Genomic DNA, 21,469 nt, shown 5'->3' with positions numbered 1-21,469 from the left:
CGGCTAGTCTTGGTTGTGCTCAAAAGGGGCTTTGGTGCGCCATGACAGACGAAACCAGTAGTCAAATCATCACCTACGGGGCTGCTTTCGCCGGCGATCTCATTTCGCTGCTGGTGCCTGGAGGTGGCGTCTTTGGCAAGTTAGCTGACGGATACCTGGCGAAGAGGCGACAAGAAGCAATCGACATATGTCTTGGAGAGCTATCCCGAGGAAAGGAGGATTATGTCGAGGCCGACATGGAGCCTTTCGTTGTCATTTTGCTGCGCTACTCGAAATCCGTGGCTGACGGCGCAAGTCGGAAAAATCTTCGGGTACTTGCCCAAGTTATCGCCGGGCTAAAGCGGAATAAGACATTGAGCGGTGATCTATTCCAGAGGTGGGCAGGCATCCTCGAGCACATGACACGCGACGAACTAATGTTGATAGGCCAAGCAATAACCATAGAGCGGTCATTTGCGTCAGATGCTCAAGGCCTTAACCAGAATTTCTGGAATGTGCTCACAGAGAAGATGATAGAAGGAAATTACAGTAAAGAAGAGCTGTCCGCGCTGGGAGCTTCCGTAAGCCGATACGGGCTCCTTGTACCTGTGACCGCATGGGACGGCATCTTCTATCTTCCAAGCCTATGGCTCGCGGACCTCTCTCGTTTAGTTGATGCCACGACAATGATGGGTGCCGACTAGCGAGTGTCTCAATAGGGCAAGCTCTTGTAAGTCCCTCCTAAGCCACGCTTTTTCATCTCATTGAATAGCATGGCAGTTTGAGGTTGACGGGATCTGATAGTCTCCACCGCAAAGTTCGCGTCCTGCGGTTCGAGTCGGGTCTCACCCTCTTCTGATCGTCTTTGCCAATTCCTCAATGAAGAGGATTTATCCTGCTGCCGGAACTCAGTGATTCCACTTCAGGACCTTGAGCAATGACCAGAGCAAGACGCCGCCGTATCATCCGTACCCGACGCACCCTGACGGGGCTCGCCCTCGTCGGCTCGATTTCGTTTCTGGCCGGCATGACCGATGCGACCGGGCTGCTGCTGACCGGCGATTTCGTTTCCTTCATGACCGGCAACACGACGCGGGCCGCACTCGCCTTGAGCGAGGGCAATCTTTTTCACGCGGCGGTGCTGATCTCGGCCATTCTCGTCTTCGTGCTCGGCAACGCGGCCGGCATTGTCATCGCCCATGTCTCCCAGCGCCGGATTTTCGTGGTGCTCGGCTGCGTCGGTCTCGTCCTGGCGCTCGCCTCGATGACAACAGGGCAGAGTTTGATGCTGGCGCGCTTCTCCATGATCGTCTTTTCCATGGGCATGGTGAATGCCGCCGTCGAACATATCGAGGGTCTGCCGATCGGGCTGACCTATGTCACGGGCGCGCTGTCGCGTTTCGGCCGCGGCATCGGCCGCTGGATTATCGGCGATCGTCGGATCGAATGGACGATCCAGATCGTGCCCTGGGGCGGCATGGTGCTCGGCGCGATCGCCGGCGCTGTCCTGACGCGGTTGACCGGCGCGCATGCCTTGTGGCTGGTCTCGATCTTTGCCATGGCGCTGGCGCTTGCCGCCATGTTCATTCCCCGGCCGCTTCAGCGGCGCTTCAACCAGAAGTTCGCGCCGCACCCCTCGGCCGCTGCGCGCGGCAAATAGAAGCGTCGCATTCCTGTTACCCTCGAATCGGATAGGAAGGATCGCCGTCCGTCCTCAAGGAGTAGATCTTGTTCCTGATTTCGAAGCTTGTCTGGATTTTGGGCCAGCCGTTGTCGCTGGCATTCCTTCTTGTCTTCTTCGCCCTCCTCGCCGGGATTCTGCGCTGGCGCGCCTTAAGTCTTTTTGCGACAGCCGGTGGCGCCCTCATCCTCTTCGTCACGCTCTACACCACGGCCGGCAACCTCATGATGCAGGGGCTCGAGCAGCGGTTTCCAAAGCCTGCCGCCGATCCGGAAAACCTGCAATGCATGATCGTGCTCGGCGGCGCCTTCGAAAACGAGGTGAACACGGCCCGCCACGGTATCGAATTCAACGGCGGCGCCGACCGCTTCGTCGAAGCCCTGCGGCTGGCGCAGAAATTTCCCGACTCGCGCATTCTCGTTTCGGGCGGCGACGGCTCCATCTCCGGCATTTACGAAGGCGATGCGGCGGCGTCCGAGCGGTTCTTCCCGCTGTTCGGCATCGGCAAAGATCGGCTGATCGAGGAGCGGCAATCGCGCACCACCTTCGAAAACGCCGTCAACACCAAGGAATTCCTGGCAGGCCAGGGGCTTTCCCATTGCCTGCTGATCACCTCGGGTTTCCATATGCCGCGTTCCGTCGGCATCTTCCGTAAGCTCGGCATCGATATCGTGCCTTGGCCGACCGATTATCGCACCGACGGGCAGGTGAGGCCGGGCCTGGATTTCACCCAGCCGAACCTCAATGCCCAGAACATGGCGACGGCGATCCGCGAATGGTACGGCCTGGTCGGCTATTACCTCGCCGGCCGAACGTCGGAGCTCTATCCCCGCTGAGTCACTTCTTCGAGATGGTGACGAATTTCGTGCCGCGCACGCGCGCCGTCACGATGCAGGGGTCACCTTCGGTGCGGTCGCAGAACCGCGGATGCATCTTCATCGCCAGCACCATGTTGCCGAAGCGCTGGACGAAGTCGTAGCCGTAGATCTGCGCCGTCGCGATCATGAAATAGCCGCCTTCGGCGACCTGCAGATAGAAATTATAGGTGCAGCCGTCGTCATTGCATTGCGGCCCCTTCTGCCCGTCGCAGGTGAGCAGGCCTTCGTTGACCACCGCGTCGATCAGCCCGTCATTGTTGATGTCCTGCCGGGTGATAAAGCCGTCGGCGAATTCGGCCGCCTTGCACTGCTCCTGGAAATGCTTCTTCTCGTAGATCTCCGGGTCGGAGATCAGCGATTGCTGGCCGAGGGCCGCAGCCGGCATGACGAGCAGCAGGAGAACATTCAGAACGGCGAGCACCAGCGTTTTCACGGGCTTTCCTCATTTGGATAAAGCTCTATCAGCTCGCTTTATGGCCGCCCCGCCTTGCGCCGCCCTTGCCGCCGTGGTTCTTTCCGGAAACTGTTCGCCGGCTCCGGGGTCCGCATGTCCTTGCTCGTCTATCTCGATTATGCCGGCATTGCGCTGTTTGCCGCGACAGGCGCGCTCGCCGCCTCGCGCAAGCAGCTGGATCTGATCGGCTTTCTGTTTTTCGCCATGGTGACGGGAACCGGCGGCGGCACCGTGCGCGATATCGTCCTCGGGCGCGTGCCGGTCTTCTGGGTGCTGAACCCCGGCTATATCCTCGTCTGCTGCATCATGGGCGTCATCGTTTTCTTCACCGCTCACCTGCTGGAATCGCGCTATCGCCTGCTGATCTGGCTGGATGCGATCGGTCTGGCCGCCTATTGCGTGCTCGGCGCCGCCAAGGGACTTGCCGCCACCGGCTCGCCGACCATCGCCATCGTCACCGGTACGCTGACGGCAACCTTCGGCGGCATCCTGCGCGATCTGATGGCAAACGAGCCTTCGGTGCTGCTCAGGCCGGAAATCTATGTGACGGCAGCCCTTATCGGCGCCGGCGTGTTCACGCTTGCCAATGGGCTGGGGATGCCGCTTTATCTCGCCTCGGGCTGTGGCGTCGCAGCCGCCTTTGCCGTTCGCGGCGGAGCGCTGTGGTTCGGCTGGACCTTCCCGATCTACAAGCACAAGCCGGGCCGGCATCCCGACGATGTCATGTAGAGACCGAGCATGATGCCGAAAAGTGTAAGCGGTTTTCGGATGACATCATGCTCTAGCCATTTAAACTAGAACAGGATGATTTTAGGTCGACCGACCTAAAATCATCCTGTTCTGGGGCGCCGTCAGCCCCGCTTGGCCCGCAGGCGGATCACCACGTCGACATGGGCGATCTCCATGCCCTCGGGCGGCTCCGGCAGATTGGCGATGGTCAGGTTGCTGACGGGAATGTCGAGCACCTCGTTTTCGCCTTCGACGAAGAAATGATGGTGGTCGGAAACATTGGTGTCGAAATAGGTCTTGGCGCTCTCCACGGCGAGGACGCGGATCAGGCCGGCCTCGGTGAACTGGTGCAGCGTGTTGTAGACGGTCGCCAGCGAAACAGGCACGCCGGCGGCAACCGCCTCCTCATGCAGTTCCTCGACGGTCAGATGTCGGTCGCCCTTGGCAAACAGGAGGTCGCCGAGCGCGACGCGCTGGCGGGTGGGACGCAAGCCTGCGCCACGCAGCCTTACCTCTATTGCGATCGGGAGTGCACCCGTCATCAAAACCAACTCCGGTTATTCCTGCATAAAGCAATCATGTTTCTTAAAGCGGTATAACTTTTGCATTGGAGCCTTTCAATAGTTCAATGGGGACAGGAGCCTGATAAACGCGGCAAAAACGGGCTTTTGACGCAAATAGGTCTGGTCGCGGCCCTGGCCTTCCTGTATGCGACCACCAAATAATGGCGTAGGCCTGGTCCGGGGCGAGGAAAGAAGCTGCCTTGCTTGTGCTTCATTTTCTGAAGAACTTGGACTACACGTTCACATCCATCGGCTTCACGCGGGGGAAAAAGAAATTTATGACAACCAGACAGTCCAGCTTCTCGTATGAAGAACTCATCGCTTGCGCTCATGGCAAGCTGTTCGGCCCCGGCAATGCGCAGCTGCCGCTGCCGCCCATGCTGATGGTTCACCGCATCACGGAAATTTCCGAAACCGGCGGCGCCTTCGACAAGGGCTATCTGAGGGCCGAATACGACGTACGCCCCGACGACTGGTATTTTCCCTGCCATTTCGAAGGCAATCCGATCATGCCGGGCTGCCTCGGTCTCGACGGCATGTGGCAGCTGACCGGCTTCTTCCTCGGCTGGCTCGGCGAGGAAGGCCGCGGCATGGCGCTTTCGACAGGCGAAGTGAAATTCAAGGGCATGGTGCGGCCGCAGACGAAACTCATCGAATACGGCATCGACTTCAAGCGCGTCATGCGCGGCCGCCTCGTGCTCGGCACGGCCGACGGCTGGCTGAAGGCAGACGGCGAGACCATATACCAGGCGGCCGATCTTCGTGTCGGTCTATCGAAAGACAAGACCGCCTGAAACCGCATTTCGAGCGGCTGACGAAAACAACAAAGGTTTGATCAGATGAGACGGGTAGTTGTCACGGGTCTGGGTATCGTTTCCTCGATCGGAAGCGACGCGGCCGAAGTCACCGAATCCTTGCGCCAGGCAAAGTCGGGTATTTCCTTTTCCAACGATTTCGCCGAGCACGGCTTCAAGTGCCAGGTCTGGGGCAGCCCGAAGCTTGGCCCGGCGGAACTTGCCGAGCTGGTCGATCGCCGCGCCATGCGCTTCTTGTCGCAGGGCGGCGCCTGGAATCATGTCGCCATGAAGCAGGCGATCGCCGATTCCGGTCTGGAAGAGACGGACTACGCGCAGAACGAACGCGCCGGCATCATCATGGGATCCGGCGGTCCGTCCACCCGCACCCTCATCGAAGCGGCCGACATCACCGTCAAGAACAACAGCCCGAAGCGCATCGGCCCCTTCGCCGTACCGAAGGCGATGTCTTCGACCGCCTCCGCCACGCTCGCCACCTGGTTCAAGATTCACGGCGTCAATTATTCGATCTCGTCGGCCTGCTCGACCTCGGCGCACTGCATCGGCAACGCCGCCGAGATGATCCAGTGGGGCAAGCAGGACGTGATGTTTGCCGGCGGCCACGAGGATCTCGACTGGACGATGTCCAATCTCTTCGATGCCATGGGCGCCATGTCCTCCAAGTACAACGACACGCCCGACAGCGCCTCGCGCGCCTATGACGTCAACCGCGACGGCTTCGTCATCGCCGGCGGCGCCGGCGTGCTGGTGCTCGAGGAGCTCGAGCGCGCCAAGGCCCGCGGCGCCAAGATCTACGCCGAAATAGTCGGCTACGGCGCCACCTCTGATGGTTACGACATGGTCGCTCCTTCGGGCGAGGGCGCAATCCGCTGCATGCGCCAGGCGCTTTCGACAGTCAAAGGCGACGTCGACTATATCAACACCCACGGCACGTCGACGCCGGTCGGCGACAGCAAGGAAATCGGCGCCATCCGCGAGGTGTTCGGCGCCAGGATCCCGCATATCCAGTCGACCAAGTCGCTGACGGGCCATTCGCTGGGTGCGGCCGGCGTGCAGGAATCGATCTATTCCCTGCTGATGATGCAGCAAGGCTTCATCGGCGAGAGCGCCCATATCAGCGAGCTCGACCCCGAATTCGAAGGCGTGCCGATCGTGCGCGAGCGTATCGACAATGCGAAGATCGATATCGCCCTCTCCAACTCCTTCGGCTTCGGCGGGACGAACGCCACGCTCGTCTTCCAGCGCCATAACGGATAATAATATGACTGGAATCATGCAGGGTAAGCGCGGCCTCGTCATGGGCGTCGCCAATAACCACTCGATCGCCTGGGGAATTTCGAAGGCCCTCGCCGCACAGGGTGCGGACCTCGCCTTCACCTATCAGGGCGAGGCGCTCGGCAAGCGCGTCAAGCCGCTTGCCGCCGAAGTCGGGTCGGATTTCGTGCTCCCCTGCGACGTCGAGGACATCGCTTCGGTCGATAGCCTGGTCGACGCGATCGAACAGCGCTGGGGCAAGCTCGATTTCCTCGTTCATGCCATCGGTTTTTCCGACAAGAACGAGCTGAAGGGTCTCTACGCCGATACGACGCGCGAGAATTTCAGCCGCACCATGGTCATTTCCTGTTTCTCCTTCACCGAGATCGCCAAGCGCTGCGCGCCGTTGATGGAAGACGGCGGCGCGATGCTGACCTTGACCTACAATGGCTCGACGCGCGTCATCCCGAACTACAACGTCATGGGCGTCGCCAAGGCAGCGCTCGAGGCTTCGGTGCGCTATCTCGCCGCCGATTACGGCCCGCGCGGCATCCGCGTCAACGCCATATCCGCCGGGCCGATCCGCACGCTCGCCGGCGCCGGCATCTCCGATGCGCGCGCAATCCTCTCCTGGAACCAGCGCAATGCGCCGCTGCGCAAGACCGTGACCATCGATCAGGTCGGCAATTCGGCGCTCTACCTGCTCTCGGATCTTTCCGCCGGCGTCACCGGCGAGATTCACTTCGTCGACGCCGGCTTCAACGTCACCTCGATGCCGACGCTGGATACGCTGCGCAGGGCAGACGTCGAGTAGACGCCGCTCATCGAAATTCAAAGGCCGTGCGCAGAGCCTGCGCACGGCCTTTTTGTTTTCGTGATGGGGAGATCGCTTCGACGACGCCTGAGCCTTATTTCTTCGCCCACAGCACCTTGAAGCGGGCATTGCGGCAGGTTTCGCCGCTTTCCCTGAATTCCGCCGCCAGAACCGGCTCGTAGGGCAGGCCGCGATTGGCGACCAGCAGCAGTCGGCCGCCGCCGCGAAGGGCGGTTGCGGCGGTCTTGATCATCGCCTGGCCGAGCGACGGTTCGGCGGCGTGGCCCTCATGGAAGGGGGGGTTCATGATGACGAGGTCGTACTTGTCCTTGACCGGCTCGCCCGCCAGGTCGTGCCAGAAGAAGCGCGCAGGCGCGTTCGGGCAGTTCTCCGCCATATTGTCCCGCGCAGCCTCCAGGGCCGCGTGATTGGCCTCGTAGAGGTCAAGGCGCCCCAGTCCACGCGATCTCTGCGCCATCTCGACAGAGAGATAACCCCATCCGGCGCCGAAATCGGCGACGTCGCCGGTAAAATCCTGCGGCAGGCGCGAGGCGAGCAGCTCCGATCCGGCATCGACGCGGTCATGCGAGAACATGCCTGCTGTCGCATGGAAGCGGTCGTCGACGCGCACCGGCGCTTTCGCCAGCTTGGAAACGATCTCGCCGGCATCGGCCGGCCGGCCGAACCAGAAGGCGACGCCGTGATATTTCGGCATATGGTCGATGGCGAGGCCGAACCCTTCCAGGCGCTTGCGCAGCGGCTGGATGCCGTCTTCCTTGGCCCCGGCAACGACGATCAGGCCGCCCGCCCGCGTGCGGGCGATCGCGGCGGCGAGATTGGCCTCGTTCTCGCCCTTGTGCTTGGTGCAGAGCACGAGTGCCGCGTCATAATCCTCGCCGTCGATCTCCGGCTTTGCGTCGATCCGCTGCGCCAGAAGCTGCCGGAAGAGCGGCCGGAAGCCCTGGACGGCGCTGAGCGAGGCGGCAAAGCCCTCGGGCAGCTGAAAGCCTGCCTCGGCGCCGAGAAAGAGCACGCGCTCGCCCTCGCCGGGCGCCTCGACTGTGCCGCTGGCAAAGGGATGGAACAGGGTCTTCAGCGTCTCGCGGCTCATGGGTCTCGTCTCGTTAAAGCGTGTCGGGCAAAATTGTGCAGCGGTTTTGCGACCACGACATGCGCAAAACCAGGATACAAAAAGGGCGCGGAAGATTCCCGCGCCCGGAATTAAATCTGGGAGACGCGGCTTATTCGGCCGCTTCTTCCTTCTTCTTCTCGTTCGCGATCTCCTGGCCGGTGGCCTGGTCGACGACCTTCATCGACAGGCGAACCTTGCCGCGTTCGTCGAAGCCGAGCAGCTTGACCCAGACCTTGTCGCCTTCCTTGACGACGTCCTGCGTCTTGGCAACACGCTCGGAAGCGAGCTGCGAGATATGGACGAGGCCGTCGCGGGCGCCGAAGAAGTTGACGAAGGCGCCGAAGTCGGCGGTCTTGACAACAGTGCCTTCGTAGATCTGGCCGATTTCAGGCTCGGCAACGATCGAGTGGATCCACTTGCGGGCCGCTTCGATTTCCTTGCCGGAAGAGGAGGCGATCTTGACGGTGCCGTCGTCCTCGATGTTGATCTTCGCACCGGTCTTTTCGACGATTTCGCGGATGACCTTGCCGCCGGAGCCGATGACTTCGCGGATCTTGTCGACCGGAATGTTCATGACTTCGATGCGCGGAGCGAATTCGCCGAGCTGGCCGCGGCTTTCGGTGATCGCCTTGGACATTTCACCGAGAATGTGGGTGCGGCCGCCCTGGGCCTGGCTGAGCGCGACCTTCATGATCTCTTCGGTGATACCGGCGATCTTGATGTCCATCTGCAGCGAGGTGATGCCGTCGGCCGTACCTGCAACCTTGAAGTCCATGTCTCCGAGGTGGTCTTCGTCACCGAGGATGTCGGAGAGAACAGCGAAGCGATCACCTTCGAGGATGAGGCCCATGGCGATACCGGCAACCGGCTTGGCCAGCGGAACGCCGGCGTCCATCAGAGCGAGCGAGGTGCCGCAGACGGTCGCCATCGAGGACGAGCCGTTCAACTCGGTGATCTCGGAGACGACGCGCAGCGTGTAGGGGAACTGCTCGGCCGACGGCAGCATCGGACGGATCGCGCGCCATGCGAGCTTGCCGTGGCCGATTTCGCGGCGGCCCGGGGAGCCCATGCGGCCGGTCTCGCCGACGGAGTAGGGCGGGAAGTTGTAATGGAGCAGGAAGCGCTCCTTGTACATGCCCGTCAGGCTGTCGACATATTGTTCGTCTTCGCCGGTGCCGAGCGTGGCAACGACGATCGCCTGGGTTTCGCCTCGGGTGAACAGCGCCGAACCATGGGTGCGCGGCAGAAGCCCGACTTCCGAAACGATCGGACGAACGGTTTCGAGGTCGCGGCCGTCGATACGGCTCTTGGTGTCGAGAATGTTCCAGCGGACAATCTTGGCCTGCAGGTGCTTGAAGATCGCGCCGACTTCCTCGGCCGTGTAGCGGGCTTCGCCTTCCTCGGGGAGGAAGTGGGCCTTCACCTTCGCCTTGACGGCGTCGACGGCGGCGTAGCGGTCGGCCTTCTGAGTGATCTTGTAGGCTTGGCGAAGTTCAGCTTCGGCAAGGCCGAGCATCTCGGTTTCGAGAGCGGAATAGTCTTCCGGCTGGAAGTCGCGCGGCTCCTTGGCGGCAACTTCGGCGAGCTTGATGATCGCGTCGAGAACCGGTTGGAAACCCCTGTGGCCGAACATGACGGCGCCGAGCATGACGTCCTCGGGCAGTTCCTTGGCTTCGGATTCGACCATCAGCACGGCGTCGTAGGTGCCGGCGACGACGAGGTCGAGGCTCGACTCGTCCATCTCGTCGAGATGCGGGTTAAGAACATATTCGCCATTGATGTAGCCGACGCGCGCACCGCCGACCGGGCCCATGAAGGGAACGCCGGAGAGCGTCAGCGCTGCCGAGGTCGCGACCATCGACAGGATGTCGGGGTTGTTTTCAAGGTCGTGCTGGATGACGGTGACGACGACCTGCGTGTCGTTCTTGTAGCCTTCCGGGAAGAGCGGGCGGATCGGGCGGTCGATCAGGCGGGAAACGAGCGTCTCGTTTTCGCTCGGGCGTCCCTCGCGCTTGAAATAGCCGCCGGGGATCTTGCCGGCTGCGTAGGTCTTTTCCTGGTAGTTGACGGTCAGCGGGAAGAAGTCCTGGCCGGGCTTCGGTGCCTTGGCCGAAACGACGGTGGCGAGAACGACGGTTTCGCCGTAGGTGGCGAGAACGGCGCCGTCGGCCTGACGGGCGATCTTGCCGGTTTCAAGTTTCAGCGGGCGGCCGGCCCACTCGATTTCCACGGTGTGTGTATCAAACATATCTTGTCCTTCAATGCGGGAGCACGCGCCATCGCCGATATCAGGGCGCAGCGCACAGTCGACCGCAATCAATGCGACGTATCACGGGCAAGACAACGGGAGGCTTTTCGTCTCAGCTTCCTCAGGAACCCTTGTCCCCGGGAAATCGGGCCAAAGCTTCGAGAAGCTCTGGCCGAAAGCATCCGGCAATCCTGCCCCATGACAGGTCAGCGGTTGGTTTGGCAGAACCGGCCCATCCGGGTCCGCCGGTCGTTCCTCCGCTTGAGATAGGGCGCGGCCGGAACATTTCATCGGAACATCGTCCCGAAACAGATCCGGCGGACGCTCGAAAGCGCCCGCCGGACAATCTTAGCGGCGGATACCCAGGCTGTTGATCAGCTTGGAGTAGCGGCCTTCATCCTTCTTCTTGAGATAATCAAGAAGCGAGCGGCGGCTCGAAACCATCGTCAGCAGGCCACGGCGGGAATGGTTATCCTTCTTGTGGTCCTTGAAGTGTTCGGTCAGGTTGTTAATGCGCTCGGTCAGGATCGCGACCTGGACTTCCGGCGAACCGGTATCGCCTTCGGCGGTTGCGTATTCCTTGATCAGCGCAGCCTTGCGCTCAGCAGTGATCGACATCGGATGGTCCTTTCTATGAGAGGAGAAGAAGTCGCCAAAAGCCGGGATGCCGTCCAGCTTTGGCCGCGAATGCAATCGAGCGTGCCCGATGCTGGCGCTGCCTATAAACCAAATAAGCAGCGATGGAAAGAGGGAGCCCCGCAGCAGCTTTCAGCGGCCCGTCATGGCGCCCCGAATCATCGCGTTATAGCCTGCAGGATCCTGCAGCATGGCGAAGTGGCTGGCGTCCTTCAGGATGACGAGCTTTGCGCCCGGAATTTCTTTCGCCATCATCTCGGTATGATCGAGCTCTACGGCCTCATCATGATCACCGATGGCAAGCGTGACCGGCAGCGCGATCTTGCCAAGCTCCGTCGCCGTCCAGTTCGGCTGCGTCGCCCACATCTGCGAAATCTGCGTAACGAAGGCGTCGTATTCGTTCGGTGTCGGCGACAGCTTCCGGTATTGTTCGCCGGCGACGCGGATGTATTCGTTGAAGGTCTTGTTGCTCAAGACGTCCGGCTTGACGCCGTCCGTGGTGACATTGGCAGCCTGGGCAATGACCCGCGTCAGCTTTTCCGGATATCTCATCGCCATGTCGATGCCGATGATGCCGCCGTCCGACCACCCGACGAGCGTCACCTTGTCGATCTTCAGATAGTCGAGCAGGGCGACATAGTCCGATGTCATCAGATCGTAGCCGAAAGGCTGCTGGCTGCGCGTCGAGCGGCCGTGACCGCGGCTATCGGCAACGATGACCAGATGATCTCTGGCGAATTCGGCGATCTGGCGACCCCAGACGCCGGTATTGCCAAGACCGCCATGGATGAAGAGGATCGGATCGCCTTCGCCATATTCGGCATAATACATCCTGATGTCGTTAACATCAGCCATGCCGCTCACCTTCGGCGCCGGCATGGCAGGAAAAGCCGGGAGCCCGGCCCAGCGCTCGCCGGATTGCGCGCCGGCGACGGTCAGGAACAGCGAAAAGAACGTCAGTATTCCAATTGCGATTGCGCGCATAATTTTCCCCTCGGGCCACCATGGCCCCTCGGGCCGTTACGGCCACGAAAGGAAGATATCGCATCGCGATCGTCTGGCAACCGTCAGCTGTACAGGCTCAGGCGAAAACCCGCTTTGGGCGAAACTCGCCCTGGCCGATCTCGCCGATCGCGATCAGCCTGCCACGAGCCGTCGCATAGGCCTCGCTTTCGGCAATCGGCGCATCGCGGCCGCGCACCAGGATCGGATTGCCCATCTTCAGCCGATGCGCCTGGTCGTCGTTGATGACGAGGTGAGGCAGGGCGGAAAGCGCTTCGCACGTGTCGATCAGCAACGCATCGAGGGCGGCGAGCCGCTCATCCATGTCTTCGATCGCTTCGAGCGCCACGAGGTTGGCAAGCGGCACCATGGCTTCTTCCTGGAAAGGCGCGACGAAGGTGCGCCGCAGCCCTGATATATGGCCGTAGCAGCCGAGCTCGCGGCCGAAATCGCGGGCAAGCGCCCTGACATAAGTGCCCTTGCCGCATTCCACTTCGAAATGCGCGGTATTCGCATCCGGACAGGCAAGCAGCGTCAGCCGGAAGATCTCGACTTCGCGTGAGGGAATCTCGACGGCTTCGCCGTCGCGCGCCAGATCATAGGCGCGTTCGCCTGCAATCTTGATGGCGGAAAACTGCGGCGGCACCTGGCTGATGGTACCGATATAGCGGGGCAGGATATCGCGGATCTGCTGCTCGGTGGGGCGTCTTTCCGAGCTCTGGGTCACGTCGCCTTCGAGATCGTCGGTGGCCCGCTCCTCGCCCCAGCTGACGGTGAACTCATAGATTTTCCGGCCATCCATCACATAGGGAACGGTCTTGGTCGCATCGCCGAGCGCGATCGGCAGCATGCCGGAGGCAAGCGGGTCGAGCGTGCCCGCATGGCCGGCCTTCTGCGCCTTGTAGAGCCATTTGAGCTTCGAAACGGCTTCCGTCGAGCCGAAATCCACCGGCTTGTCGAGGATCAGCCAGCCGGAAATCGGCCGGCCCTTGGGTTTGCGTGGTTTGGACATGCGTCTCTTCTGTTATTGTTCGTCGTTGTCGCCGTCGAGATCGCGGCTCACCTCGGGCGAACGCAAGAGCTCGTCGATCTTCTTGTAATTGTCGAAGCTGGTATCGTCGCGGAAACGCACCTCCGGCATGTATTTCATCTGCCGGAGCTGCGGCCCGAGCCGGCCGCGGATGAACTTCGCATGGCGGTTCAACGCCTCGATGACGATGCTGTGGTCGGAAACGCCGAGCGGCGTCACGTAAGCCGTGGCGATCTTGAGGTCCGGCGACATGCGTACTTCCGAAATCGAAATCACGGTCGCCTCGATGACGTCGTCGCGCACTTCGCCGCGCTGCAGCACCTGGGTGATCGCGGCGCGGACCTGTTCGCCAACGCGCAGCATGCGCTGCGAAGGCGCGGAGGATGTTGGTCTGGTCATTGTTATCTCTGTTTGCCGATGCGGCTGGGAATCGAACCCGTCAAAGGAGAGCGTCCATGACTCTTTTGGCTGCAAAGGTCAAGGCCGCCAGATACCAGAAGCCATCCGCCGGCTGGCGGATGGCTTCTGGAAGCTGTTGTTGCGCGAGGCGCCTGACGGTTAGAGCGTGCGCGTGATGTGTTCGACGCGGAAGCACTCGATGACGTCGCCGACGCGCATGTCCTCGTAGTTTTCGAAGGCCATGCCGCACTCCTGGCCCATCGGCACTTCGGAGACTTCGTCCTTGAAGCGCTTGAGGGTCTTGAGCTTGCCTTCGTGGACGACGACGTCGTTGCGGATGAGGCGGACGCCTGCCCCGCGCTCGACCTTGCCTTCGACGACACGGCAGCCTGCGACCTTGCCGACCTTGGTGATGTTGAACACCTCCAGGATCTCGGCATTGCCGATGAAGGTTTCGCGCCGTTCCGGCGACAGCAGTCCCGACATCGCCGCCTTCACGTCATCCACGAGATCGTAGATGATGTTGTAGTAGCGGATTTCGAGGCCCTGGCGTTCGGCGAACTGGCGTGCCTGCGCATTGGCGCGAACGTTGAAGCCGATGATGGCGGCGTTCGAGGCTTCGGCGAGCGAGATGTCCGACTCGGTGATGCCGCCTGCGCCTGAATGGACGATGCGGGCGCGGACTTCATCGGTGCCGAGCTTCTCCAGCGCGCCGGCAATCGCTTCGATCGAGCCCTGCACGTCGCCCTTGATGACAAGCGGGAACTCCTTGATACCGGCGCTCTGGCGCTGGATCATCATCTGTTCCAGCGAGCCGCGCTGGCTAGACTGGCGGGCAGCCGCCTTGTCGCGGGCAAGACGCTGACGGTATTCCGAGATTTCACGGGCGCGGCTCTCGCTTTCGACGACAGCGAACTTGTCGCCTGCCTGCGGCGTGCCGGAAAGACCGAGGACCTCGACCGGGGTCGCGGGACCTGCTTCCTTCACATGGTCGCCCTTGTCGGTCACCAGCGCACGCACACGGCCCCAGACATCGCCGGCGACGATGATCTGACCCGGACGCAGCGTGCCCTTCTGGACGAGCACAGTCGCGACCGAACCACGGCCGCGGTCGAGCTGGGCTTCGATAACGGTGCCTTCCGCCGTCCGGTCGGGATTGGCCTTGAGGTCGAGAATTTCGGCCTGCAGCAGGATCGCCTCGAGCAGCTTGTCGAGGTTCTTGCCTGTTTTGGCCGAAACCTCGACGTCGAGCACTTCACCGCCCATGGTTTCCACGAAGACTTCGTGCTGCAGCAGCTGGTTGCGGACCTTCTGCGGATCGGCCTCGTGCTTGTCGATCTTGTTGATCGCAACGATGATCGGAACGCCAGCCGCCTTGGCGTGGTTGATCGATTCGATCGTCTGCGGCATCACGCTGTCGTCGGCTGCAACGACCAGGATTGCGATGTCGGTCGCCTGCGCGCCGCGGGCACGCATCGCCGTGAAGGCGGCGTGGCCGGGTGTGTCGATGAAGGTGATCTTCTGGCCGTTCTGTTCCACCTGATAGGCGCCGATATGCTGGGTGATGCCACCGGCTTCGCCGGAAACCACGTTGGCATGTCGGATGGCGTCGAGCAGCGAGGTCTTGCCGTGGTCGACATGGCCCATAATGGTGACGACGGGCGGGCGCGAAACGAGTTCGCCGTCCTCGTCGGAGACGTTGAAGATGCCGAGTTCGACGTCGGACTCCGATACGCGCCGGACCGTATGGCCGAATTCGCCGGCGATGAGTTCGGCAAGGTCGGCGTCGATGACGTCGCCCGGCTTCATCATCTGGCCTTCCTTCATCAGGTACTTGATGACGTCGACGGCGCGTTCGGACATGCGCTGCGACAGTTCCTGAATGGTGATGGTTTCGGGCAGGACGACTTCGCGGGAGATCTTCTCGCGCGTTTCCTGCATCTGGCTGCGGCGGAATTTCTCCTGCCGGCGGCGCATTGCCGAAAGCGAACGGCCGCGGGCGTTGTCGTCGCCGTCCGCGTCGGCGGTCGTAATGGTCAGCTTGCCGCGGCGGCGCTCTTCATCCGTCTTCGGACGCGTGGTCACCGGTTTTGCGGGTTCGGGGCGAACGACGCGGCCACGGGCCGGACCGCCGCGTGCTGCGCCACGATCCTCGTCTTCCGTTTCGGGGCGACGGCCACGGGCACCGGCCGGCGCGGCGGCGCCTGGCGCCGGACGGGCGGCAGCGGGGGCTGCGGCATCGGGCCGGCGTGCAGCCGCAGGCCGCGGAGCCTCCGAGCGAGCTTCGGCGGCGACGGGAGCCGGTGCTGCCTCAGCGGCTGCCGGTTCAGCGACAGCGGGTGCCTCGGCCTGCCGGGCAGCCTCTTCGGCTGCCTTGCGGGCGGCTTCTTCTGCTTCGGCTGCCTTGCGGACAATCTCTTCGGCGGCACGGCGCTTGTCTTCCTCGGCGCGGCGGATCGCGTCCTGGGCGTCACGCGCCTGGGATTCGGCCAGCGCACGGCGGCGGGCATCCATCTCCTCAGGCGACAGATGGTTCAGCACGACAGGGCGCGGACGGTCGTTCGAGCGCTGCGGCTGATAGGACTGCTGCGGACGCTGGTTGGTCTGGCTGTTGCCCGGCTGATGAACCCGCGGTGCCGGTGTCGGCTGCGGCGGACGCGCCTGAACGGGCGTCGGCGCCGGTTCGGCTGCGCGGACCGGGGCTGCCGGGGCAGCGGGCGTGATCGGCTTTTCGTCTTCCGGGCGCAGCGGGCGCCGCTTGCGGGTCTCGACCACGACCGCCTTGGTGCGACCCCGACCCATATCCTGGCGAACGGTGCCCTGGCTCATCCCCGATGGTTTCAGGGTAAGCGTCTTTTTGCCCGTCACGCTGATTGTCTTGTCGTCGTTACTATCGGTCATTCGTTCCCGTTCCTTCGGACAGGGAGCGATGACTGAGATCAGACCCTGTCGTTCAAATACTGTCGATCAATGAGAATGAGACCGGCCGATGCCGGTGACCGTCTCATTGTTTTTGCCGGCCAGCGCCGCCCGCTGCCCGGGACTGACCGCCAATACGGTACCGTTCGAGCATCTTTGCGCGCTTCACTACACCCTCACCCGCCTGCCCTGCAAGCACTGCGGCATGGATAAAAGCATTCTGGCCCATCAGGCCTTCCATTTCGCTCTCCGAGAAGAAGCGGTAGGAAGGTATCTCCTCCTCGGTCTCCATTCCGAGGTGCCAGGCCTTGCGGGCCTGGTCGATTTTCCTCACACCGTCGTCCGCCGCGTCAGTCGCGTGGAATACCGCAAGGGCTGCTCCGCTTCTGACCGCGGCATCCACTTTCGAGGCGCCGCTGATGAACTGGCCGGCTTTCCGCGCCATGTTCATCATCTGCATCAATTGCGCCGCCAGCAGCCGGTCGACATTCGCACCGAGATCGTCCGCGGCCTTCACGTCGCTTTTCAGGGCGCGGGCGAAGAGCTTCTTCGCCACCGCCCGGTCGACCAGCGACCGGTCGATCTTCACCCAGCATCCGCGTCCCGGAAGCTCGCGCTTCAGATCGGCGACAACGGTTCCATCGGGAGCGGCAACGAAGCGGATCAGCTCTTCCGGCGATCCGCTTTCGCGCGTCACGATGCACATGCGTCCGTTCACGTCATAACCTGCAAGATCGTCGTCCTCGTCAGGGAGAGCGTCCGGCTCATGCGCGGTCATCATGCTTCTTGTTCGGCTTCGGCTTCGGCGACCTCTTCTTCGGTCCCCTTCGCCAGGTCCTCTTCGGTGATCCAGCCAGCCGACAGGCGGGCCTGGACGATCATCTGCTCGGCTTCGACGCGCGAGACGTCGAATTTCGAGAACAGGCCTTCGAACTTCTTCGTTTCGCCGTTCTTGCGTTCCGTCCAGCCGACGAGATCGTCAGCGGCGCAACCGGCAAAGTCCTCGATCGTCTTGATGCCGTCTTCGCCGAGCGCCACCATCATCTGGGCGGTCATGCCGTCGATTTCGCGCAGCTCGTCCTCAACGCCGAGCGCCTTGCGCTTCTCGTCCATCTCGGCTTCGAGACGCTCGAGGAATTCGCGGGCGCGGGTCTGGATTTCCTGCGCCGTATCTTCGTCGAATCCGTCGATCGAAGAAATTTCGTCGAGATCGACATAAGCGAGTTCCTCGACGGCGGCGAAGCCTTCCGAGGCCAGAACCTGGCCGACCATTTCGTCGACGTCGAGCGAATCCATGAACAGGTTGGTGCGTTCGTTGAATTCCTTCTGACGGCGTTCCGATTCCTCGGCCTCCGTCATGATGTCGATGTCCCAGCCGGTCAGCTGCGACGCCAGGCGGACGTTCTGGCCGCGACGGCCGATCGCAAGCGACAGCTGCTCGTCGGGAACCACCACTTCGATGCGCTCGGCATCCTCGTCGAGAACGACCTTGGCGACTTCGGCCGGCTGCAGGGCGTTGACGACGAAGGTCGCCGGATCCTGCGACCACGGAATGATGTCGATCTTCTCACCCTGAAGCTCGCCGACGACGGCCTGGACGCGCGAGCCGCGCATACCGACGCAGGCGCCGACCGGATCGATCGAACTGTCGTTCGAGATGACGGCGATCTTGGCGCGGGAGCCCGGGTCGCGGGCGACCGACTTCACCTGGATGATGCCGTCGTAGATTTCAGGCACTTCCATGGTGAAGAGCTTCACCATGAACTGCGGATGCGTGCGCGACAGGAAGATCTGCGGGCCGCGCTGTTCGCGGCGGACGTCATAGACATAGGCACGGACGCGATCGCCATAGCGCACGTTCTCGCGCGGGATCATTTCGTCGCGGCGGATGATGCCTTCGCCACGGCCGAGATCGACGATGACATTGCCATATTCGACGCGCTTGACGGTGCCGTTGACGATTTCGCCGACGCGGTCCTTGAATTCATCGAACTGGCGGTCGCGCTCGGCTTCACGCACCTTCTGCACGATCACCTGTTTGGCGGACTGTGCGGCGATACGGCCGAAATCCATCGGCGGCAGCGGATCGGCGATGAAATCGCCGAGGGCGGCGTCCGGGTTGCGGTCGCGGGCGAGCTCAAGCGGGATCTGCGTCGAATAATCCTCGGCCTTGTCGACGACTTCGAGCAGACGCTGCAGCCGGATTTCGCCGGTCTTCGGATTGATGTCGGCACGGATGTTGGATTCGGTGCCGTAACGCGAGCGTGCCGCCTTCTGAATGGCATCGGCCATTGCGGCAAGCACGATCTCGCGGTCGATGACCTTTTCGCGCGCCACTGCATCTGCGATCTGCAGAAGTTCGAGCCGGTTCGCACTGACTGCCATTGTCTTGTTTCTCCGTCTTTACTCCGGGGTTCCCGTCCCTGGGAGCGGTCTGTTAATCGGTTATTCCTGCTCGTCCGCTTCGTTCTGGTTGGCGGCCTGCGCTTTTGCCAGCTTGTCGGCGCGCAACGCGTCGCGGATCAGGTCGTCGGTCAGAATAAGCTTCGCATCGCTAAGCGCCGTGAAGGGAATGGTGACCTTCTGCTCTTCCCCGTAAGCGACCTGGTCACGCTCGAGCGTGAAACCATCGACGCCTGCTTCGACGATCTTGCCGCGGAAGCGCTTGCGATTGTCGATCAGGATCGACGTCTCGCATTTCACAAGGTGGCCCTGCCAGCGGACGAAATCGGATTTCCGCACCATCGGACGGTCGATGCCGGGCGAAGACACTTCGAGATGATACTCTTTATCGATCGGATCTTCCACATCGAGGACGGGAGAAATCGCCATCGAGACTTCTTCGCAGTCCTGGACGGTCATCGTGCCGTCGTTGCGCTCGGCCATCACCTGCATCGTCATGCCGTTCTGGTTCAGCATGCGCACGCGGATCAGCCGGAAGCCCATCCCGATGAGAACGGGTTCGATGATATCGGCAAGACGCTGGTCAAGGCCGGTTTCGGTAATCAGCCGCGGCTCAAGTTCGTTGTCTGCATTCGTCATGTCCGACAAGCGGTGCGCTCCTCGCAATTTCTTGCTGTTCAGGCGATCGAGCTAATAAAAAAGAGCGGGTCCTTGCGGCCCACTCTTCATCAAGCGATCAAGAATTTGAGAGCCATATAGTCGGGTTTTTACCAAATTGCAAGGTCTGCGGCCAATTCCGCCAATTCGCCTCCGACAAGGCGAACGCGCCTATGGCCAGCGCCGGTCATGCGCATATATTGCCCGGCGGGGCAATGACAAAAGCGGGAGAAATTGTGGCGTACACTTCGTCGACATTGGCGCCTTTGCGGCACGATACCTATCGCGCCATATGGTTTGCGAGCCTTTCCTCGAATTTCGGCGGTCTGATCCAGGCGGTGGGTGCTGCCTGGATGATGACGACGATCACCGCGTCGGAGGATATGGTCGCGCTGGTGCAGACCTCGACAGCGCTGCCGATCATGCTGTTTTCCCTGATCTCGGGTGCGCTCGCAGACAATTACGACCGCCGCCGGGTGATGCTGACGGCGCAGTGCATGATGCTCACGGTCTCGGGCCTGCTGACGGCATGTGCGCTTCTCGGCTGGATCACGCCCTGGCTGCTGCTCTTCTTCACCTTCCTGATCGGCTGCGGCACGGCGCTCAACAATCCCTCCTGGCAGGCCTCGGTCGGCGACATGGTGCCGCGCGCCGATCTGCCGGGCGCCGTCACCCTGAACAGCATGGGCTTCAACATCACCCGCAGCGTCGGCCCGGCGATCGGCGGCGCCATCGTGGCGGCCGCCGGCGCCGCCGCGGCCTTTGCCGTGAACACGCTGAGTTACCTGCCATTGATCTACGCTTTGTCGCGTTGGCGGCCGAGCATGCCGATTTCGACCCTGCCGCGCGAGGCGCTCGCCAGCGCCATCTTCGCCGGCCTGCGCTATGTCTCGATGTCGCCCAATCTCGAAAAGGTTCTCGTCAGGGGGCTTATCTTCGGCATAGGCGCCAGCTCGATCCTGGCGCTGCTGCCGGTGGTCGCGCTTGACCTGGTGGCCGGCGGGCCGCTGACCTATGGCTTTATGCTCGGCGCTTTCGGCATCGGCGCGATCGGCGGCGCCGTGCTGAGTGCGAGAATTCGCCAGGCGTTTTCCGGCGAGACGATCATCCGCCTGGCCTTTGCCGGCTTTGCGCTTAGCGCCGTCATTGCGGCCGTCAGCCCGAGCGCCGTCCTCACCTCAGCCGGGCTGCTCGTCGCCGGCGCCTGCTGGGTCTCGGCGCTGTCGCTCTTCAACACTATCGTCCAGCTCTCGACTCCGCGCTGGGTGGTGGGCCGTGCGCTGTCGCTCTACCAGACCGTCACCTTCGGCGGCATTGCCGGCGGCAGCTGGCTGTGGGGCGTTGCTGCCGATCGCTACGGCGTCGCCAATGCGCTGCTGACGTCATCCGTCGTCATGCTGCTCGGCATTGCGATCGGCTTGCGTTTTTCGATGCCGGCCTTCGCCTCGCTCAATCTCGATCCCCTGAACCGCTTCACCGCGCCGGCGCTCAGCCTCGACATCACGCCGCGCAGCGGCCCGATCGTCATCCAGGTCGACTACGAGATCGCCGACGACGATCTTGCGGAATTCATGACGTTGATGGGCGAGCGGCGGCGTATCCGCATCCGCGATGGCGCGCGGCACTGGGCGCTGATGCGCGATCTCGAAAATCCCGGGCTCTGGACCGAAACCTACCACACGCCGACCTGGGTCGAATACATCAGGCACAACCAGCGGCGCACGCAGGCCGATGCCGAAAACATCGACAGGCTGCGCGCCCTTCACCGCGGCGAAGGTCCGCCGCATGTTCACCGGATGATCGAGCGTCAGGCCATCCCGCCGGGCGATGACGTCTTCCATAAGGCGCCGATCGATCTGCACCATTGAGAACAACC

General features: G+C 62.2%; 20 protein-coding genes. 8 read left to right on the top strand and 12 right to left on the bottom strand.

What is annotated here, in order from left to right; translation table 11 throughout:
* Positions 1 to 41 precede the first annotated feature (41 nt).
* The 3 genes from MHI61_RS23250 (at position 42) to MHI61_RS23240 (ending at position 2,496) form a co-directional block, all read left to right on the top strand.
* Positions 42 to 683 carry a hypothetical protein gene (locus MHI61_RS23250; RefSeq protein ID WP_239790728.1) on the top strand — a complete coding sequence of 214 codons (642 nt, stop codon included), beginning with the start codon at positions 42 to 44 and terminating at the stop codon, positions 681 to 683.
* A gap of 233 nt (positions 684 to 916) precedes the next feature.
* On the top strand, positions 917 to 1,639 hold the full coding sequence (locus MHI61_RS23245; RefSeq protein WP_239790727.1) for a YoaK family protein: 723 nt from the start codon (positions 917 to 919) through the stop codon (positions 1,637 to 1,639).
* A 68-nt stretch (positions 1,640 to 1,707) separates the two neighbouring features.
* Entirely contained in the window at positions 1,708 to 2,496 is a 789-nt protein-coding gene (locus MHI61_RS23240; protein WP_239790725.1) for a YdcF family protein, read from the top strand.
* Position 2,497: 1 nt separating this feature from the next.
* Here MHI61_RS23240 and MHI61_RS23235 read toward each other — a convergent pair whose 3' ends face one another.
* The gene (locus MHI61_RS23235) at positions 2,498 to 2,971 is read right to left on the bottom strand and encodes a hypothetical protein (protein WP_239790724.1); all 474 of its coding nucleotides are present in this window, start codon (positions 2,969 to 2,971) and stop codon (positions 2,498 to 2,500) included.
* 114 nt (positions 2,972 to 3,085) lie between these two features.
* Here MHI61_RS23235 and MHI61_RS23230 point away from each other — a divergent pair, with 114 nt between their 5' ends.
* Positions 3,086 to 3,721 carry a trimeric intracellular cation channel family protein gene (locus MHI61_RS23230; protein ID WP_097665702.1) on the top strand — a complete coding sequence of 212 codons (636 nt, stop codon included), beginning with the start codon at positions 3,086 to 3,088 and terminating at the stop codon, positions 3,719 to 3,721.
* Positions 3,722 to 3,843: 122 nt separating this feature from the next.
* Here the strand turns inward: MHI61_RS23230 and irrA are convergent, their stop codons facing one another.
* Entirely contained in the window at positions 3,844 to 4,263 is a 420-nt protein-coding gene (gene irrA / locus MHI61_RS23225; protein ID WP_038692124.1) for an iron response transcriptional regulator IrrA, read from the bottom strand.
* Positions 4,264 to 4,562: 299 nt separating this feature from the next.
* Here irrA and fabA point away from each other — a divergent pair, with 299 nt between their 5' ends.
* From fabA to fabI, 3 genes are read left to right on the top strand one after another with little or no spacing between them, the layout of a single operon-like run.
* Positions 4,563 to 5,078: a 3-hydroxyacyl-[acyl-carrier-protein] dehydratase FabA gene (fabA, locus tag MHI61_RS23220; protein WP_038686040.1), complete on the top strand. Its 516-nt coding sequence runs from the start codon at positions 4,563 to 4,565 to the stop codon at positions 5,076 to 5,078.
* Positions 5,079 to 5,123: 45 nt separating this feature from the next.
* The gene (gene fabB, locus MHI61_RS23215; protein WP_097608076.1) at positions 5,124 to 6,356 is read left to right on the top strand and encodes a beta-ketoacyl-ACP synthase I; all 1,233 of its coding nucleotides are present in this window, start codon (positions 5,124 to 5,126) and stop codon (positions 6,354 to 6,356) included.
* Positions 6,357 to 6,360: 4 nt separating this feature from the next.
* Positions 6,361 to 7,167, top strand: a complete 807-nt coding sequence (gene fabI / locus MHI61_RS23210; protein WP_239790722.1) for an enoyl-ACP reductase FabI — start codon at positions 6,361 to 6,363, stop codon at positions 7,165 to 7,167.
* A 94-nt stretch (positions 7,168 to 7,261) separates the two neighbouring features.
* Here the strand turns inward: fabI and MHI61_RS23205 are convergent, their stop codons facing one another.
* The 10 genes from MHI61_RS23205 to rimP all read right to left on the bottom strand — a co-directional run bounded on the left by MHI61_RS23205 (position 7,262) and on the right by rimP (position 19,584).
* Positions 7,262 to 8,278 (bottom strand): class I SAM-dependent methyltransferase, encoded by a 1,017-nt coding sequence (locus MHI61_RS23205; RefSeq protein WP_239790721.1) that lies wholly within the window; start codon positions 8,276 to 8,278, stop codon positions 7,262 to 7,264.
* A 130-nt stretch (positions 8,279 to 8,408) separates the two neighbouring features.
* Positions 8,409 to 10,547 carry a polyribonucleotide nucleotidyltransferase gene (pnp, locus tag MHI61_RS23200; RefSeq protein WP_239790719.1) on the bottom strand — a complete coding sequence of 713 codons (2,139 nt, stop codon included), beginning with the start codon at positions 10,545 to 10,547 and terminating at the stop codon, positions 8,409 to 8,411.
* 348 nt (positions 10,548 to 10,895) lie between these two features.
* Positions 10,896 to 11,165 carry a 30S ribosomal protein S15 gene (gene rpsO, locus MHI61_RS23195; RefSeq protein ID WP_009997779.1) on the bottom strand — a complete coding sequence of 90 codons (270 nt, stop codon included), beginning with the start codon at positions 11,163 to 11,165 and terminating at the stop codon, positions 10,896 to 10,898.
* A 150-nt stretch (positions 11,166 to 11,315) separates the two neighbouring features.
* The gene (locus MHI61_RS23190; protein ID WP_239790717.1) at positions 11,316 to 12,167 is read right to left on the bottom strand and encodes an alpha/beta hydrolase; all 852 of its coding nucleotides are present in this window, start codon (positions 12,165 to 12,167) and stop codon (positions 11,316 to 11,318) included.
* Between the two features lie 97 nt (positions 12,168 to 12,264).
* On the bottom strand, positions 12,265 to 13,197 hold the full coding sequence (gene truB / locus MHI61_RS23185) for a tRNA pseudouridine(55) synthase TruB (protein WP_038686051.1): 933 nt from the start codon (positions 13,195 to 13,197) through the stop codon (positions 12,265 to 12,267).
* A gap of 12 nt (positions 13,198 to 13,209) precedes the next feature.
* A complete protein-coding gene (gene rbfA / locus MHI61_RS23180) occupies positions 13,210 to 13,614 on the bottom strand; it encodes a 30S ribosome-binding factor RbfA (RefSeq protein WP_010030783.1) in 405 nt (134 codons plus the stop codon).
* Between the two features lie 159 nt (positions 13,615 to 13,773).
* Entirely contained in the window at positions 13,774 to 16,515 is a 2,742-nt protein-coding gene (infB, locus tag MHI61_RS23175; protein WP_239790715.1) for a translation initiation factor IF-2, read from the bottom strand.
* 103 nt (positions 16,516 to 16,618) lie between these two features.
* Positions 16,619 to 17,314, bottom strand: a complete 696-nt coding sequence (locus MHI61_RS23170; protein ID WP_239790714.1) for an RNA-binding protein — start codon at positions 17,312 to 17,314, stop codon at positions 16,619 to 16,621.
* Positions 17,311 to 18,918: a transcription termination factor NusA gene (gene nusA, locus MHI61_RS23165; protein ID WP_239790712.1), complete on the bottom strand. Its 1,608-nt coding sequence runs from the start codon at positions 18,916 to 18,918 to the stop codon at positions 17,311 to 17,313. Before nusA ends, MHI61_RS23170 begins: the two co-directional genes overlap by 4 nt.
* A 60-nt stretch (positions 18,919 to 18,978) precedes the next feature.
* Positions 18,979 to 19,584, bottom strand: a complete 606-nt coding sequence (gene rimP, locus MHI61_RS23160) for a ribosome maturation factor RimP (RefSeq protein ID WP_239790710.1) — start codon at positions 19,582 to 19,584, stop codon at positions 18,979 to 18,981.
* Positions 19,585 to 19,829: 245 nt separating this feature from the next.
* Between rimP and MHI61_RS23155 the strand changes: the two genes are divergently transcribed.
* Positions 19,830 to 21,461, top strand: coding sequence for an MFS transporter (locus tag MHI61_RS23155; RefSeq protein ID WP_239790709.1), 1,632 nt, complete (start codon positions 19,830 to 19,832; stop codon positions 21,459 to 21,461).
* Positions 21,462 to 21,469 lie beyond the last annotated feature (8 nt).

The organism is Rhizobium sp. K102 (genome assembly GCF_022385315.1).
Taxonomy (GTDB): Bacteria; Pseudomonadota; Alphaproteobacteria; order Rhizobiales; family Rhizobiaceae; genus Rhizobium; species Rhizobium croatiense.
Note: the sequence above shows the minus strand (reverse complement) of the source record. Positions and strands in the feature narration are given on the sequence as shown.

What these genes read in the sequence shown, in the direction of transcription:
- MHI61_RS23250 (WP_239790728.1), top strand. Translation starts at nt 42, where the DNA reads ATGACAGACGAAACCAGTAGTCAAATCATCACCTACGGGGCTGCTTTC.
- MHI61_RS23245 (WP_239790727.1), top strand. Translation starts at nt 917, where the DNA reads ATGACCAGAGCAAGACGCCGCCGTATCATCCGTACCCGACGCACCCTG.
- MHI61_RS23230 (WP_097665702.1), top strand. Translation starts at nt 3,086, where the DNA reads ATGTCCTTGCTCGTCTATCTCGATTATGCCGGCATTGCGCTGTTTGCC.
- irrA (WP_038692124.1), bottom strand. Translation starts at nt 4,263, where the DNA reads ATGACGGGTGCACTCCCGATCGCAATAGAGGTAAGGCTGCGTGGCGCA.
- fabA (WP_038686040.1), top strand. Translation starts at nt 4,563, where the DNA reads ATGACAACCAGACAGTCCAGCTTCTCGTATGAAGAACTCATCGCTTGC.
- fabB (WP_097608076.1), top strand. Translation starts at nt 5,124, where the DNA reads ATGAGACGGGTAGTTGTCACGGGTCTGGGTATCGTTTCCTCGATCGGA.
- fabI (WP_239790722.1), top strand. Translation starts at nt 6,361, where the DNA reads ATGACTGGAATCATGCAGGGTAAGCGCGGCCTCGTCATGGGCGTCGCC.
- MHI61_RS23205 (WP_239790721.1), bottom strand. Translation starts at nt 8,278, where the DNA reads ATGAGCCGCGAGACGCTGAAGACCCTGTTCCATCCCTTTGCCAGCGGC.
- pnp (WP_239790719.1), bottom strand. Translation starts at nt 10,547, where the DNA reads ATGTTTGATACACACACCGTGGAAATCGAGTGGGCCGGCCGCCCGCTG.
- rpsO (WP_009997779.1), bottom strand. Translation starts at nt 11,165, where the DNA reads ATGTCGATCACTGCTGAGCGCAAGGCTGCGCTGATCAAGGAATACGCA.
- MHI61_RS23190 (WP_239790717.1), bottom strand. Translation starts at nt 12,167, where the DNA reads ATGCGCGCAATCGCAATTGGAATACTGACGTTCTTTTCGCTGTTCCTG.
- truB (WP_038686051.1), bottom strand. Translation starts at nt 13,197, where the DNA reads ATGTCCAAACCACGCAAACCCAAGGGCCGGCCGATTTCCGGCTGGCTG.
- rbfA (WP_010030783.1), bottom strand. Translation starts at nt 13,614, where the DNA reads ATGACCAGACCAACATCCTCCGCGCCTTCGCAGCGCATGCTGCGCGTT.
- infB (WP_239790715.1), bottom strand. Translation starts at nt 16,515, where the DNA reads ATGACCGATAGTAACGACGACAAGACAATCAGCGTGACGGGCAAAAAG.
- MHI61_RS23170 (WP_239790714.1), bottom strand. Translation starts at nt 17,314, where the DNA reads ATGATGACCGCGCATGAGCCGGACGCTCTCCCTGACGAGGACGACGAT.
- nusA (WP_239790712.1), bottom strand. Translation starts at nt 18,918, where the DNA reads ATGGCAGTCAGTGCGAACCGGCTCGAACTTCTGCAGATCGCAGATGCA.